This is a genomic window from Streptomyces sp. NPDC002825 (assembly GCF_040295385.1).
In the GTDB taxonomy this organism is placed as follows: domain Bacteria; phylum Actinomycetota; class Actinomycetes; order Streptomycetales; family Streptomycetaceae; genus Streptomyces.
This window is the reverse complement of sequence record NZ_JBEOVH010000006.1, coordinates 71,426-86,421: the sequence shown is the minus strand read 5'-3', so window position 1 is coordinate 86,421 and position 14,996 is coordinate 71,426. Positions and strand designations below refer to the sequence as shown.

The window sequence follows — 14,996 nt, the reverse complement described above, 5'->3', positions numbered from 1 at the left end:
CCCCTCCTAGCCGCTGAATCCGAGTACGGTCGTGAACTCCTGCATCCCGTCGGCGAAGCCGGTGCCGACGAGCGTGGTGGCGGGCTCCTTGCGGCCGAAGCCGGGGGAGTACCAGCCCAGCGGCGGCGCGGTCTCGCCGCGGTGCGCCCGCCAGGACAGCTCCCCGGGCAGGTCGAGCACCGCCGAGCGGTCCTGGCCGTCCACGGTCCAGGTGAGCACCGCCCGGTTCCCCACCAGGTCCGCGGCGATCGCCGGGCCGAGGTGGAACGCCAGCCGCACGGGCCCGTTCCCGCCGCGGACCTCGTCGACCACGAGCAGCTCCCGGCTCGCGGCGGTCAGTTCCACCCGGCGGCGGTGCACGACGGGCCCGTAGCCGTCGTGCTCGGCCGACCAGCGGGCCACGCCCCCGCCCGCCGTGTCCGCGACCAGGACGCTGGTGCGGGCGTGCCGGGTCCACAGGAACGGGCCCCCGGAGACGGACTGGTCGGCGCCGTCCCACTGGAGGGTGTTGTGGCCGAGGGTGGAGCGGAAGTACTGCCGCCACTCGGGCTGGCCGTGGTAGCAGAACGTCCCCGGGTCGGCGAGGACGTCGACCCCGTCGTGCCGGACCTCCACGGACAGCGCGTCCGCGTGGGCGTGCGCGGCGATGGACAGGAAGCCGTGCGGACCGCCGTCGCAGCGGGCCCAGATCTCACCGGGACCGCGCAGGACGGTCATGCCCGCGTCGGCGAAGTGGTCCGGCCGGCTCGCGGGCCGCGCCACGGTTCCGCCCTTCGCGTACGGCCGGAGGAGCGAGGCGAGCAGCGGGGTGCGCACATCGGTGGCGGTCACCTCGGGCCACCAGTCGAGCCGGCCGAACACGGCGTCACCGGTGGCGAGCAGGGAGGCCCACCGGTCGGTGTCCGGTCCGTCCACGATCAGACCGTGCCCGTCGTCCGCGTCCCCCTGGCGCGGCGGCCGGAGCCGGCTGTCCACGACGGCCGCGAGCGCGTCGGTCATCCGCAGCAGCACCAGCCGGACCGTCGAGGGGACGGGCACACCGGCGGCGTCCGCCTCGGCGAGCGCGGCCAGGCCGAGTTCGAGGACGAGGCCGTGGTACTCGCTCGCCAGCTCGCGGTTGAGGCCGGAGAGGAAGGTGTTGCCGCGCAGGTGCCGATCGAGGGAGCGCAGCGCGTCGGCGCGCCAGCGCGCCGAGGAGGGGAACCAGCCGAACGCGCACGCCGCGGCCAACTGCCCGGCGGCCTCGGCGATGACGTGGTTGTTCGCCGAGGAACCCCGGCTGGGGAACGCGGCCAGCCAGCGCTGGTGGTGCCAGATCTGGCTCACCGCCACCGGGTTGTCCTCGAAGAGCCCGGCCGCGCCCGGCCAGCCGTCCAGCAGCCGCCGGATCCACACCCAGGACAGCAGCCGGATCCCCAGCTCGATGCCGCTGATCCAGTGCACACCGCGCAGCGGCGGGTTGGCCCCCCACCAGGACCGCAGGTGCTCGGCCACGCGCTCGGCGTAGCGCTCGTCCCCGGTGACCGCGTAGGCGGCGGCGAGGACGGTGAGGTACTGGTGCCGGGACGGCTCCCAGATCTGCTTGATGTCCCCGGACGCCTCCTCGTCCCGGTACGGCACGTCGAAGGCGTACCCGGCAGGAGCCCGGCGCCCGGTCTTCGGGTCGAGGAACCAGTCAGGGGCCACCAGGTCGTCGCGCTCCACCCCGAAGTACTCGGCCAGCCCCGCCATCAGCCGGTCCGCCTCGGCCACCAGACGCTTCGCGGCGTCCGGCGCCACCGCGGCGAGCGCCCCCGGGGGCAGCACCGCGGTGAACCGGGCACCGGTCACGGCCGGGGACTGCGGGCGTGCCGAGCGCCACCGGCGCCGGCGCAGCGTGTCGCCCACCCGGCCGCCGACCTCCCGCGGGCCCATCCGGGAGAGCCGCCGCAGGTACCAGGCCGCGCTCATGCTCATCGCGCCCCCGCCAGCGTCACCGGAGCACCGGAGGCCAGACCGGTCTGTACGGCGAGGGTGGCCGCCGTGGTGGCGACCAGGGACTCCAGCGGCACCGGCATCGGACCGCCGGTCCGCACGGCCCTGACGAACGCGGCCAGTTCGGCGTTCTGCCCCTTGTCCCGGGCCTTGGGCAGCCGCGAACTGACCCACTTCTCGGGGCCGGCCGCGCCCTTCTTGAAATACACCGAGGCACGGACGAAGTCGTCGAGCCGCAGCACCTTGCCGTCCGCGACGAGGTCCAGCGTCTCCTTGGGGAAGCCGGGCGCGCCGTTGGTGACGTAGGCGATCGTGGCGGTGGACCCGTCCGGGTAGCGCAGGACGACCTGGAGGTCCTCGTTGCCGGGGGCGGCGGTCGCGTACACCGAGACCGGGTCGGCCCCGAGGAGCCAGCTCGCGGTGTCGATGAAGTGCCCGCCCTCGCCGGCGAACCGCGAGCCCTCGGTGCCCTGCCGGAGGTACCAGCTGCCGTGCTCGAGCCGGCCCGCGTTGACCAGGTAGCGGAGGCTCGCAGGACCCGTCCGGGTGCCGAACCGCTTGCCGGCCTCCTGGAGCAGAGGCGCGAAGCGGCGGTTGAAGCCCACCTGCAGCCGGTCGTTTCCGGACTCCTCCACCGCGGCGACCACCCCGGCCAGCTCGTCCTCGTCGAGCGCCAGCGGCTTCTCGACGAACACCGCCTTGCCGGCGAACAGCGCCTTCTTCGTCAGTGCGGCGTGGGAGCTGTGCCGGGTGACGACGAACACCGCGTCGATCGTCGGATCGCCGAGCACGGCGTCGAGATCGGTGGTCGCCCGGGTGAAGCCGAACTTCCGCTGCGCGTTGGCCGCGGACAGCGCCGTCGTGGTGACGACCGTGGACAGCTCGACGCCGTCGCGCCCCACCAGGTGCGGAAGGAGCATCGACGTCGCGTAGTTGCCCGCCCCGACGAACGCGAGGCGCACGGGCGACTTGGCGTACCGGGTCCGCGCGGGCGCCGCGTCGCCGCGCCGCACCTCGGGCACGGCCACCGACGGGGCCTCCGCTTCCCCCGCCCCCTCGTGGTCGGGGTAGCGGAACAGAACCGCGACGGCCTTCAGCTCGCCGTCCTTGAGGCTCTGGTACGTCTTGACGGCGTCGTCGAAGTCGGCGATGTGCGAGATCAGGGGCTCCACGTCGACGCTGCCCCGGGCGAGGAGGTCGAGGAAGCAGGCCAGGTTCCGGCGCTCGGTCCAGCGCACGTAGCCGATCGGGTAGTCGCGGCCCTCCAGCTCGTACTCCGGGTCGTAGCGGCCGGGGCCGTACGAGCGGGAGAACCGGACGTCGAGCTCCTTCTCGTAGTACGCGTTCCACGGCAGGTCGAGCCGGCACTTGCCGATGTCGACGACCCGCCCGCGGTCCCGGCTCAGGTGGGCGGCCAGCTCGACGGGCTGGTTGCTGCCCCCGCCGGCCGCCAGGTACACCTGGTCCACGCCGTGACCGCCGGTGAGTTCGGCGACGGCGGCCTCCACGGCCGGGGACGCGGGATCACCGCAGGCCTCGGCGCCCAGACGCTCGGCGAGCTCGCAGCGCGCCGGGTCGGGGTCGGCCCCGACGACGCGGACGCCCGAGGCGGTGAGGAGCTGCACCACCAGCTGTCCGATGAGGCCGAGGCCGATGACGAGCGCCACCTCGCCGAGCTGCGGCTCGCCCTGGCGGACGCCCTGGAGGGCGATCGACCCGACGGTGCCGAAGGCCGCGTGTCGGGGCGCGAGGCCCTCCGGCAGCGGGGTGTAGAGGTTCTTCGGCACCCAGTTCAGCTCGGCGTGCAGCGCGTGCTCGTTGCCCGCGCAGGCCACCAGGTCGCCGACCTTCACGTCGTCGACCCCGGCCCCGACCTGCTCGACCACCCCGCACAGCGAGTAGCCCAGCGGCGTGTACGAGTCGAGCTTCCCCATCACCTTGCGGTAGGTGGCGGGCACCCCGTTGACGGCGACGCTCTGCATGACCTTGGCCACCTGGTCCGGACGCGAGCGGGCCTTGCCCAGCATCGACATGCCGGCCTCGGACACCTTCATCAGCTCGGTCCCGGTGGATATCAGCGAGTACGCGGTGCGGACCAGCACACCCCCCGGCTTGCACCCCGGCACCGGCACGTCGAGAACCGCCAGCTCGCCGCTCTTGTAGTTCTGCACAACCTGTTTCACCAGAAGTCCCCTTGTTTCTACGCCGTCTGGCGAACGTCCCGGCCGGCCCCGGAGACCATGCCGCGATACCAGTACTCGAGGGTCAGCACATGCCACAGATGCTTGGAGAAGTCCCGCTGCCCGGCGGCGTCCTCGGCGACCATGCGCGCCAGCGCGTCGCGCCGCAGGAACCCCGACTCGACCAGCACGCCGTCGTTGACCACCTCGCGCACCAGCGGCGCCAGGTCCCGGCTCATCCAGGCCCGCAGCGGGGCGCTGAACAGGCCCTTGGGCCGGTACACGATCTCCCTGGGCAGGATCGAGGTGGCCGCCTCCTTGAGGACGGCCTTGCCCTGCCGGCCGACGATCTTGCGATCACCCGGCACGGCGAACGCCGCCTTCACCACCTCGACGTCCACGTACGGCACGCGCACCTCCGTCGACGCGGCCATGCTCGACCGGTCCGTGTAGGCGAGGTTGAGGCCCGGCAGGAACATCCGGGCGTCACCCAGGCACATGCGGTTGACGAAGTCGTCGAGGTCGTTGTCCTCGTAGACGTCCGCGTGCTCGGTCAGCACGTCGTCGACCGTCCCCGCCAGGTCCGGATCGACCAGGGACAGCAGCTCCTCCTGGTCGTACATCGTGTAACTGCGCCGGAACGCGGTCTCCTCCGGCAGATCCGCGAAGGACAGGAACCGCTTCGCGAAGCGCACCGACCGGTACCCCCGGCGGGCCGAGGCGACCGGCAGCCGGTCCACGGCCCCGGCCAGCCCGCGCCGCAGCGGCCGCGGGACGCGCTGGTAGCGCAGCGCGATCAGGTTGGCCAGGTGCTTGCGGTATCCGGCGAACAGCTCGTCGGCGCCCATCCCCGAGAGCATCACCTTGACCCCGGCCTCCCGGGCGGCCGAGCAGATCAGGAACGTGTTGATCGCGGCCGGGTCGCCGATCGGCTCGTCCAGGTGGTACGTCATCTGCGGCAGCAGATCGAGCACGTTCGGCGCGATCTCGATCTCGTGCAGATCGACGCCGAACCGCTCCGCCACCTGCCGGGCATAGCGCAGGTCGTCCGGCATCGCCTCGAACCGGGCGTCCTCGGCGCGGAACCCGATGGTGTAGGCGGAGATCCCGGGCTGGTCCCGGGCGGCCAGCGCGGTCAGATAACTGGAGTCCAGACCCCCGGAGAGGAACGTCGCCACGGGGACGTCGGAGAGCAGATGGCGCCGGGTCGACTCCTCGACGACGGCGGCGACATCCGGCAGCTCTCCGGACCGGGCCCGCTCCCTGCCCTCGGCGGCCACGTCCCTCAGGTTCCAGAACCGGCCGCGCTCCACCCGGCCGTCGGGCCGCAACCGCAGCCAGCTGCCCGGCGGCAGCTTCTCCGCCTCGCGGAGCGCGCAGCGCGAGTCCGGCACCCAGTAGTAGAGGAGCGAGGCCACCAGGGCCGCGTGGTCCACCTCCAGCGATCCACCCGTGGCGGCGGCGAGCGCCTTCAGCTCGGAGGCGAACACCAGGCCCTCACCGCGCCGCAGCAGGAACAGCGGCTTGATGCCGAGCTGGTCGCGGGCGAGCACCAGCTCACCGGTCCGCTCGTCGAAGACCCCGAGCGCGAACATGCCGCGCAGCCGGGGCAGGCAGTCCGTGCCCCAGCGCCGCCACGCCTCCAGGAGCACCTCGGTGTCCGACGTACCGCGGAACCGCACCCCGGCGGCGGCCAGTTCGGCACGCAGCTCGGGCGCGTTGTACAGCTCGCCGTTGTACGTCAGGACGAGGCCGCCCGAGGCCATCGGCTGGGCGCCGGTCTCGGACAGGTCGACGATCGCCAACCGCCGGTGCCCCAGGTGCACTTCGCCGTCCCCGACGGGATGGCTGTACCGGCCCGCTCCGTCCGGACCGCGGTGGGCGAGGGTGTCGGTGAGCCGGTCGGTCACGGCCTTCCCGTCCGGCCACCGGTAACTGCCCGCGATGCCACACATGGCTACCGCACCTCCTGGTCGTTGTCCGGGACCCGCGCGGCCCACATCGGCACCCGCTCCGTCCGCCACCGGCCCTCGCCCACCGCCCGAACGGCGTGCGAGGCACCCCCGTCGCGTCCGCGCAGCGCGGTCTGCGGCCCGTCCCACAGCGTTCCGTCGGTCCGGTCCCGCGCGTCGGGGTCGATCAGCACCACGCCGATCACCGCGATCCGCTGCTCCGCGAGCTGCCGCGCCACGGTGTGCAGCCAGGCCGCGCTGCCGTGTCCGGCGCGCACGACGAGCACCGTCCGGGTGCCGAGGTACCGCAGGTCGGTCCAGGCCGTGCCGGGCGCCACCGAGCCGACGCCGATCCGGCGCTCCTGATGCGAACCGGCCGCCGCCCGCTCGCTGCCGACGACGACGGGGTCTCCCGGGGCCGGCCGGTGTCCGGCGAGCTCCGGACCGGGCAGGCCGTCGACGACGACCATGGGCCCCTCCGCGTTCAGCGCCCGGCCGAGCTCCAGGGCGAGCTCGCTCGTACTGCGCGCGCAGCCCAGTTCGAGCAGCGACATCGGTTCCGCCGAGCCGCGCACGGCGCGGGCCAGCGAGGTGGTGAGCCTGGCCCGCGCCGCCCGGGTCCGTCGCCGCCCCCACCACCGGGCGGGCCGGCGGGGCAGCTCCGCGACGACCGAGGCGCCGAGGTTCGCCGCGATCTCCCGGCGCAGCACGGGGCGGTCCGCCACCACCGAGCCGACCGCGGCCACCGCGAGCCCGAGCGCGAGCCCGAGAGTGAGACCGATCGCCGCGTTGAGGGCGGCGGTCTTGGGCAGGGAGTGCCGCAGCGCACGCGGCGCGTCCACGATCTGCGTACCGGCGATGAGATGCGGCGTGCCGATCCGCGCCTCGGCCGCGCGCTGATCGAAGTCGGCGATCCGCGAGGTGAGTTCGGCCCGCCGGGAGTAGAGGGACTCGGAGCCCGCCGAAGCGTCGGGTCCAGTGTCCGACGATCCGTCCGCGATCGCCTTGTTGACCTGCGCGAGTTCCTCGCGCATCCGGTCACGCTGGTCGAGGAGGGCCTTGGACTCGGCGTCCGCGGCCTCCTGTATCCGGCTCAGATGGTCCGCGATGAACGCGTCGGCCAGCGCCCCGGCACGGGCTATCGCCTCCGCGTCGCTGTCGCCGGTCGCGCTGATCTGCAGCACGTTGTTGGTCAGACCGACCCCCTCGTACTCCTTCATGAAGTCCTCCGCCTTCACCGGGGACTTGAGGGACCGCAGGGCCTGACTGGCGATCCGCGTGGTGCGCAGCAGCTCGACGTCGGTACGGATCAGCGTTCCGGGGTCGCTCGGCTGGTCCTCCCGGTGCGCGACCAGCAGCTTGACCACCGCCGTGGGCCGCGGCGGAAGCAGGATCGCCGACGCGGCCCCGAGGAGCAGCCCGACCAGCGCCAGGGAGCCCCAGAGGCGGCGCCGTCTGCGCACCGCCACCACCAGCACGTGCAGGTCGAGCAGTGGAGCGGCGGCCGACGACTCCGAAGTCGTACTCGTCGTCACCCTGAACCTTCCGTCGTGTCGTTGGCCATCACGAATGCCGGTGTGACGGTGTGCCGGGAACGGCCGGCGGACCGTGCCGAAGGGACCCGGACCGGGCCGGCGAGGACGACGCCGACGAGCTCGTGCCGGGCGTCGGCGCAGGCCTCGGCGATGCCTGCGAGCTCGCCCGCGGTCCAGCTGCCGGCGCTGAGCACGACCAGGGCACCGGACTCCTTGTCCCGGTCCGGCACCATCGGCCGGGACACCGAGACCCCCACCACGCGCAGCACCGGGTCGCCCCCGGCCTCGGCGACGAGCTGCCCGGCGGCCCGCCGGGCGATCTCGTCACCGTCCGGAACGAGGACGAGGAGCCGCCCGGGGGTCTCGATCCGGTCCCGCAGGCGGGCGTACACCCGCCGGTAGCGGATCCGCCGGCTCGCCTCGTCCCCGGAGGCCCGCGGGGCAGGGATGTCCCACCGCACGTCGACGCCGAGGAGCCGGCGGAACCAGGTCCGCGGGCCACGGGCCCCCGGCCGGTGCGTGAACCGCTCGCCCGGTACGTCGACGGCGCCGAGGAGCACCGACCCCAGCGCCGCGGCGATCTCCGGTTCGGTGCGCAGCCGGCGGCTCATCCGTGCGGCGACGAGATGGCCGATGAACGCGACCAGGAAGAACAGGGCCGCCCCGGCGGCGACGAGCTGCGTCCTCGTCGGCGGTGCCTCACCGGTCGGCCGCGCCGCCGACCCCATGACGACCATGCTGGCCTTGCTGGTCGCAGGACCGGCCTGATCCAGCTTCTCGATGGCCTCCTGGAGCGAGGTCCGCAGCTTCGCGAGCTCGGTGCGGGTCTGCACGCTCTCCACGGACCGCCCCGGGCCCGCCTCGTCGGCCAGCTCGGTGATGCGGCGGTTGGTCTGCGTCACCGACTTGCGCAGCGCGTCGACCCTCGCCGCCGCCTCGGGGTCGCTGCTGTCCCCGACGATGTCCGCGGCGAAGGCGACGAACTGCCGGGCCACCTCGTCGGAGAGCCGCTGGGCGCGCTCCGGGGTGTCGGCCGTGCCCGAGATCTTGATGATGTTGCCGTCGGCCGCCTCGGCGCTCACCCGCTCCTTCAGCTCCAGGCCGTCGACGCCGGCCCAGTTGAGGGCGGCGGCCGCGCGGTCGACCACCACCGAACTGGTCGCGACCTGCGTCTGGGTCAGCAGCTCGCGCTCCTCCCACGACCCCGGCAGGAGCACCGAGGCCGAGGTCGTGTAGCGCGGCGGGAGCAGCAGAGACGTGCCGTAGCCGACGAGGGCGCCCACCATCGCGAGGATGGTGAGGAAGCGCCCGCGCCGGCGGAGAATCCGCCCGACCGTGACCAGGCGTATCGTGTCATCGCTCAACGGCGCGGCCTCTTCCGTCCCCGGTTCGGGCCGCCCGCCGACAGCGGAGCGCGGTCACGGCAGGCGGCCGCGTAGGCGGCGAGCAGAGACTGCTGGGAGTTCCGCCAGGAGAGCGGTCCGCCGATCCGCTCCTGGCCGATCCTGCCCATCCGCTCCCGCTCCTCGGGATCGTCGAGGAGCAGCGCGATCAGCTTGGCGAACTCGGCCTCGTCGTCGGCGGGCGCGTACACGGCGGCGTCACCGGCGGAGACGCGCGCCTCCCGGAGGTCGAACGAGACGATCGGCCGGCCCATCACCATGTATTCCAGGACCTTGTTCATGGTCGACACGTCGTTGAGCGGATTGCGCGGGTCGGGGGAGAGGCACACGTCCGCGGTGGACAGATAGCGCGCCAGATCCGCGTCCGGTATGCGCCCGGTGAACTGCACCTGCTCCGACAGCCCGAGCCGCCGGGACAGCGCGACCATCGCGTCGAAGGCGTCGCCGGCGCCGACGAACACCGCGTGCCAGTCGGTCCGCCCGAGCTCGTCGCGCAGCTTCGCGAGGGCCCGCAAGGCGTAGTCGACGCCGTCCTGCGGACCCATGACGCCCAGGTAGCACAGCAGATGAGGCTTGCCGCGCTTGAGCTCCGGCTCGGCCGGCACGGGGTGGAACCGGTCGGTGTCGGGTGCGCTGCGCACCACGAAGACGTCCTCCGGCCGCCGGCCGCCGCGGCGCACCGCGACGTCCCGGTAGCTCTCGTTCGTGGCGAGCACGATGTCCGCGGCCCGGTAGGTCGCCCGTTCCAGCGCGCACACGCCGCGGTAGAGCAGGTCCTTGCCGCGGTCGAACCGGGAGAGGTACAGCTCGGGCACCAGGTCGTGCTGGTCGAAGACGAACCGGGCCCCCTGCCGCTTCAGCCACAGGGCGGGCAGGAACAGCAGGTCCGGCGGGTTGCAGGCGTGGACCACGTCGACCGGGCCGACCTTGCGGGCCAGCCGGACCGTGTGCCACAACGCGGTGCCGTACTCCCGCAGATAGCCGGCCGGCCCTCCGGTCGCCGCGCGCAGCGGGTAGCGGTGGATCCGCACCCCGTCGATCACCGCCTCCGGCTCCGTGTCCCGCTTCTCGCCCCGGGGGCAGATGACGTGCACCTCCCAGCCCGCGTCGCGCAGCGTCGTGCACTCCTGCCACACCCGCCGGTCGAACGGCACCGACAGGTTCTCCACCAGGATCAGCGCGCGCCGGGGAGCCCCGACGTCACTGGTCGTCTCACCAAGCAAGGCCCACGTACCCCGGTTCGGCCCGCCGCGCCTCGGCGTCGGGAAGGTGGATGAGGTCGACGATCACCGGGCTCTCGCCGTGCGGCAGCGCCGCGAGGACGGCCGGGTCCCTGGTCCCGACGAGGCACACCTCGGCGTGCTCGAGCACCTCGTCGACGGACTGGGCGAGCAGCTGCGCGAGGTGCGGCAGCCGGGTCTCGATGTACTCCCGGTTGGCGCCGAGCAGCCGGGAGAGGTTCACGTTGGGGTCGTAGATCCGCAGCTCGTACCCCTTGCCGAAGAGCCGCTCCGCCAGCTCGACGAGCGGGCTCTCGCGCAGGTCGTCGGTGCCGGGCTTGAAGGAGAGGCCGAAGATGCCCACCCGGCGCTTTCCGGTCCGCTCGACCAGTTCCACCGCGCGCTGCAGATGGTCCGCGTTGGAGGGCAGCACGTGGGAGAGGATCGGCACCGAGACGTCGGCCCGCTGCGCCGCGTGGACGAGGCTGCGCAGGTCCTTGGGCAGGCAGGAGCCGCCGAAGGCGAAGCCGGGCCGCAGATAGGCGGGGCTGATGTTCAGCTTGCGGTCGGCGAGGAACACGTCGATCACCTGGTGCGAGTCGACCCCGAGCGCCTGGCACACCGCACCCAGCTCGTTCGCGAAGCCGATCTTGAGGCCGTGGAACGCGTTGTCCGCGTACTTGATCGCCTCGGCGGTCGGGACCGGCACCCGGAACACCTCGCCGGGCAGCCCCTCGTACAGCGCCGCCACCACGTCGCCGCTCGCCGCGTCGAGCTCGCCGATGACGGTCTTCGGCGGGTCGAAGAAGTCCCGCACGCTCGTGCCCTCGCGCAGGAACTCGGGGTTGACCGCGACCCCCACGTCCACCCCGGCCGTGCCGCCGACGTACTTCTCCAGGATCGGCACCAGCAGGTTCAGACAGGTGCCGGGGAGCATCGTGCTGCGGAAGACGACGGTGTGCCGCCCGCCGCGCTCGGCCACCGCGGCGCCGATCTCCTCGGTGACCCGCTCCAGATAGGTGGTGCACAGGCTGCCGTTGGGCTCCGACGGCGTCCCCACACAGACCAGTGACACGTCGCTGGCCGCGATCGCCTCGCGGACGTCGGCGGTGGCGCGCAGCGCGCCGGTCCGCACGACCTCGGCGATGAGCTCACCGATCCGCTCCTCGACGACCGGGGCCTTGCCGTCGTTGACCAGGTCGACCTTCACCTGGTTGACGTCCACCCCGATGACCTCGTGCCCCAGGCTGGCCAGGCACGCGGCCGACACGCAGCCCACGTAGCCGAGCCCGAAAACGCTGACTCTCATGACTCGTTCCTCCCCCCAGGCAGGCCCTCCCGGCCTGCGGTCCACGTGCCGGCTCGACGGTCCCCGCGCATCAGTAGGCCCCCTGCCCGTACAGCACCGCACGCAGCGTCTTCCACAAGATCACCGTGTCCAGGGCGAGCGACCAGTCCTCCACGTACCGCAGGTCGAGGCGCACCGCCTCCTCCCACGACAGGTCGCTGCGCCCGCTGATCTGCCACAGACCGGTCAGGCCGGGCTTGACGAGCAGCCGCCGCCGGACGTCCGGGCCGTACGCGGCGCACTCCTCCGGCAGCGGAGGCCGCGGCCCGACGAGCGACATCGAACCGGTGAGCACGTTGAACAGCTGCGGCAGCTCGTCGAGCGAGTACCGGCGCAGCACCGCCCCCACCCGGGTCACCCGCGGATCCCGGCGGAGCTTGAACAGCAGGCCGGCGCCCTCGTTGCGGTCGGCCAGCGCGGCACGCGCCCGGTCGGCCCCGACGACCATGGTGCGGAACTTGAGGATGGTGAACTCGCGGCCGTCCTTGCCGACCCGGCGCTGGCTGTAGAGCGCCCCGCCCCGGCTGTCCACCAGGACCAGCAGCCCGACCAGCAGCATCAGCGGCGCGAACAGCAGCAGCAGGAGGGCCGCACCCACGCGGTCGACGACGCCCTTGATCGCCCGGCGGCCCCCGGTGAACGTCGGCATGCTGACCCGCAGCAGCGGGATCCCGAGCACCGCGTCGACGTGCAGCCGCGGACCGGCCACCTCCATCAGCACGGGCGCCACGACCATCTCGGCCTCGCTGCCCTCGAGGTTCCACGCCAGCCGCTGCAGCCGGTCCGGCGACCAGTGCGGGTCCGGGGTGATGGCGACGACCCGGTAGCCGTCGCGGCGGACGTGGTTGGCGACCTCCGCCAGCGGGCCGACGACCGGCACTCCGTCCAGCTGGTCACCCTCCGGCGCGAGACCGTCCGTCGTGCACACCGCGTCCACCCGCCAGCCGAGGTGCGGGAACTTGCGGGTCCGGGAGATCAGGTCGCGCAGGGTGGTCGGGCTGCCGGCGGCGAGCACCGGCCGCAGGCACCGTCCTTCCTTGCGCTGGTTGTGCAGCCAGAGACGCAGCAGATACCGCGTCGTCATGGTCGTGAGCGCGATCGCGGGGATCGCGACGAAGATCCACAGCTTGATGTTGTGCGAGGTCAGGGCGATCCCGCCGAGCGCGAGGACGATGGTCGCCGTGAACAGGGAGCGCCCGAGCCGGCGGAACTCCTCGGCTCCCTGGCCGAGCACGGCCGGAGTCCACGAGCGGTTCACCGCGAGCGCACCCAGGACGAGCAGCTCGGTGCCGAAGGCGAGAATGCCCCACTTCTCATGCCAGTTGGCGGCCTGACGGGCGCCGAAGAAGCCGCCGATCGCCGCCACGACGAAGGCGGTGGCCACGGTGTCGCTGGCGATCACGGCTCGGCGGTACCGCTGCTCCCAGTCGCTCGCGGTCCGGCCGAACGTTCCGCTGTCCAGCCGGTCGCGCGCCGATGGAAACGGGCTGACCAATTCCCCCTGCTGCACGGACCCCCCCAGGGTGCCAGTGGACTCGACGTGTTGGCCCCACACGGTTCCTCCCCCCGGGAGACCCCCGCCTCCCGCACTGTTCCTCCCCTCGGGAGGCCCCCGCCCCCCGCGCCGCGCTGTTCCTCCTCCCGGCCATCCGCCCACCCCGCGAATGACGTACCGGGTACCGCAGCGCTACTCGAACACCCCTGCCAGGCGATAGATCATCATTTGTCGCCTGGTGTCCGGGCTTGTGAAGCAAGGTCAATCTAGAGCATCAGAGCCCTCCAGAAGAGGGATGTGCGCAACTTGTGCTGAAGCTTTGGAGGTTGATCATCCGTCGGACAATCGCCCGCAGAAGCCCTCATGACGGAGACGTGCCTTGTGACCTGTGGTAACGGGCGTTCAGCGGGCTGTAGGCGCCGGGCGATCAAGGAGTGATCGGCACGGACGGCCGGACCGAGCTTGGCTTGTTCTTTAACCTGGTCGCGGGCGGTCGAGGGGGCAACCCGGGCTCCACGCGCGGGGGTTACACTCCTCCGCCCTGTTCGATCACCTTCTGGAGACACCCGAGATGGCGACATCCCTGCGCGTTCTGATCCACGGCGGAGGCATCGGCGGCCTCACGCTCGCCACCGCGCTCGCACGCCGCGGCCACACCGTGGAGGTGGCCGAACTCCGCGAGGAGCTCGACGCCCTCGGCGTGGGCATCATCCAGCCGTCCAACGCCCTCCACGTCATGGGGGAGTTGGGGGTGCTCGACGCCTGCCTCGCGGCGGGCTTCGCATGGGAGGTCCTGACCATCGCCGACCCCGCCGGAAACCCGCTGGCGCGCATACCCCAGCCGCGCATGGGCGACGCCCCGGCGAGCAACGGCATCCCGCGGCCCGCCCTCGCCAAGGTGCTCGGCGACGCCGCCGTCGCCGCGGGCGCGAAGATCCGCTTCGGCGTGACCGCCACCGGACTCGACGACGACGGTACGGGCGTCACCGTCACGCTCTCCGACGGCTCCACCGACCGCTGGGACCTGGTCGTCGGCTTCGACGGCATCGGCTCCCCCCTGCGCACCCGCCTCTACGGCGACCGGTACGCGCCCGCGTACACCGGCTTCGCCAACTGGCGGGTCACCGTGCCCCGCCACCCCGACGTACGGGGTGTGGTCATGGCCACCGCCGGCGGGAAGGCGAAGGCCCTGCTCACCCCCATCACCGGCGAACTCATGTATCTGGGAGCGGTGTTCGCCGAGGCGGAGGACTTCCGTCCGGACCCGGCACGCGCGCACGAGGAGCTCGCCGGGCGGCTCGCGATGTTCTCCGGGCCCGTCGCCGAGGCCCTCGGAGCGGTCACCGACCCGGCGGCCGTCGTCTACTCCCGCATCTCCCAGGTGACGGTCGAGGAGCCCTGGCACGCCGGCCGGGTGGTGCTGGCCGGCGACGCCGCCCACGCCTCCACCCCGCACCTCGCCCAGGGAGCGGCGATGGCCGTCGAGGACGCCCTCGTCCTCGCCGAGTCCCTGGACACCGCGGCCTCGGTCCCCGAGGCCCTGGAAGCCTGGGAGGCGCGCCGCCGGCCCCGTGCCCTGTGGGTGCAGGCCATGTCCCGGGCCGTCCTCAAGCAGGAGATGGGCGCGCCGACCACTCCAGAGGAGGACGCGCTCCTGGAGATCGGCGTCCCCGGAGCCGCCCACGTCCTCGTGGAGCCGTACTAGACCCCTTCGTCGAGGGGGGCCGGGCGGGGGCCGACCACCGTCCGGCCCCCCGCCGAGCCCTGCCAGGCACCCAGGGGCCGGAGTTCCCCCGGCACCCGGCCCCACGCGCCGGGAGAGCCCTCACCCACGCGCCGAGATCCCGGCCGTTCCCCGCGTCCGAACGCGTTGTCAGTGGGCGGGGATA

At 73.0% G+C, this 14,996-nt stretch carries 9 protein-coding genes; 1 reads left to right on the top strand and 8 read right to left on the bottom strand.

Annotated elements, in window-relative coordinates; genetic code table 11:
* Nucleotides 1–6: 6 nt before the first annotated feature.
* From ABT041_RS10420 to ABT041_RS10385, 8 genes are all read right to left on the bottom strand, one after another.
* Nucleotides 7–1,956, bottom strand: coding sequence for an alginate lyase family protein (locus tag ABT041_RS10420; protein WP_351182184.1), 1,950 nt, complete (start codon nt 1,954–1,956; stop codon nt 7–9).
* Nucleotides 1,953–4,157 carry a bi-domain-containing oxidoreductase gene (locus ABT041_RS10415; protein ID WP_351182182.1) on the bottom strand — a complete coding sequence of 735 codons (2,205 nt, stop codon included), beginning with the start codon at nt 4,155–4,157 and terminating at the stop codon, nt 1,953–1,955. Before ABT041_RS10415 ends, ABT041_RS10420 begins: the two co-directional genes overlap by 4 nt.
* 17 nt (nt 4,158–4,174) lie before the next feature.
* Nucleotides 4,175–6,109: an asparagine synthase (glutamine-hydrolyzing) gene (asnB, locus tag ABT041_RS10410; RefSeq protein ID WP_351182179.1), complete on the bottom strand. Its 1,935-nt coding sequence runs from the start codon at nt 6,107–6,109 to the stop codon at nt 4,175–4,177.
* Between the two features lie 2 nt (nt 6,110–6,111).
* Complete coding sequence (locus ABT041_RS10405) at nt 6,112–7,641, bottom strand: Wzz/FepE/Etk N-terminal domain-containing protein (protein ID WP_351182176.1); 1,530 nt, start codon at nt 7,639–7,641, stop codon at nt 6,112–6,114.
* Nucleotides 7,638–9,005 carry a YveK family protein gene (locus ABT041_RS10400; protein ID WP_351182173.1) on the bottom strand — a complete coding sequence of 456 codons (1,368 nt, stop codon included), beginning with the start codon at nt 9,003–9,005 and terminating at the stop codon, nt 7,638–7,640. The genes ABT041_RS10405 and ABT041_RS10400 overlap by 4 nt, the downstream gene beginning before the upstream one ends.
* Nucleotides 9,002–10,267: a glycosyltransferase family 4 protein gene (locus tag ABT041_RS10395; RefSeq protein ID WP_351182170.1), complete on the bottom strand. Its 1,266-nt coding sequence runs from the start codon at nt 10,265–10,267 to the stop codon at nt 9,002–9,004. The genes ABT041_RS10400 and ABT041_RS10395 overlap by 4 nt, the downstream gene beginning before the upstream one ends.
* The gene (locus ABT041_RS10390) at nt 10,257–11,573 is read right to left on the bottom strand and encodes a nucleotide sugar dehydrogenase (protein WP_351182167.1); all 1,317 of its coding nucleotides are present in this window, start codon (nt 11,571–11,573) and stop codon (nt 10,257–10,259) included. Before ABT041_RS10390 ends, ABT041_RS10395 begins: the two co-directional genes overlap by 11 nt.
* 70 nt (nt 11,574–11,643) lie before the next feature.
* Nucleotides 11,644–13,122 (bottom strand): sugar transferase, encoded by a 1,479-nt coding sequence (locus ABT041_RS10385; protein WP_351182164.1) that lies wholly within the window; start codon nt 13,120–13,122, stop codon nt 11,644–11,646.
* A gap of 556 nt (nt 13,123–13,678) precedes the next feature.
* Here ABT041_RS10385 and ABT041_RS10380 point away from each other — a divergent pair.
* Nucleotides 13,679–14,812 (top strand): FAD-dependent monooxygenase, encoded by a 1,134-nt coding sequence (locus ABT041_RS10380; RefSeq protein ID WP_351182161.1) that lies wholly within the window; start codon nt 13,679–13,681, stop codon nt 14,810–14,812.
* The last annotated feature ends 184 nt before the right edge of the window (nt 14,813–14,996 follow it).

What these genes read in the sequence shown, in the direction of transcription:
- ABT041_RS10420 (WP_351182184.1), bottom strand. Translation starts at nt 1,956, where the DNA reads ATGAGCATGAGCGCGGCCTGGTACCTGCGGCGGCTCTCCCGGATGGGC.
- asnB (WP_351182179.1), bottom strand. Translation starts at nt 6,109, where the DNA reads ATGTGTGGCATCGCGGGCAGTTACCGGTGGCCGGACGGGAAGGCCGTG.
- ABT041_RS10390 (WP_351182167.1), bottom strand. Translation starts at nt 11,573, where the DNA reads ATGAGAGTCAGCGTTTTCGGGCTCGGCTACGTGGGCTGCGTGTCGGCC.
- ABT041_RS10380 (WP_351182161.1), top strand. Translation starts at nt 13,679, where the DNA reads ATGGCGACATCCCTGCGCGTTCTGATCCACGGCGGAGGCATCGGCGGC.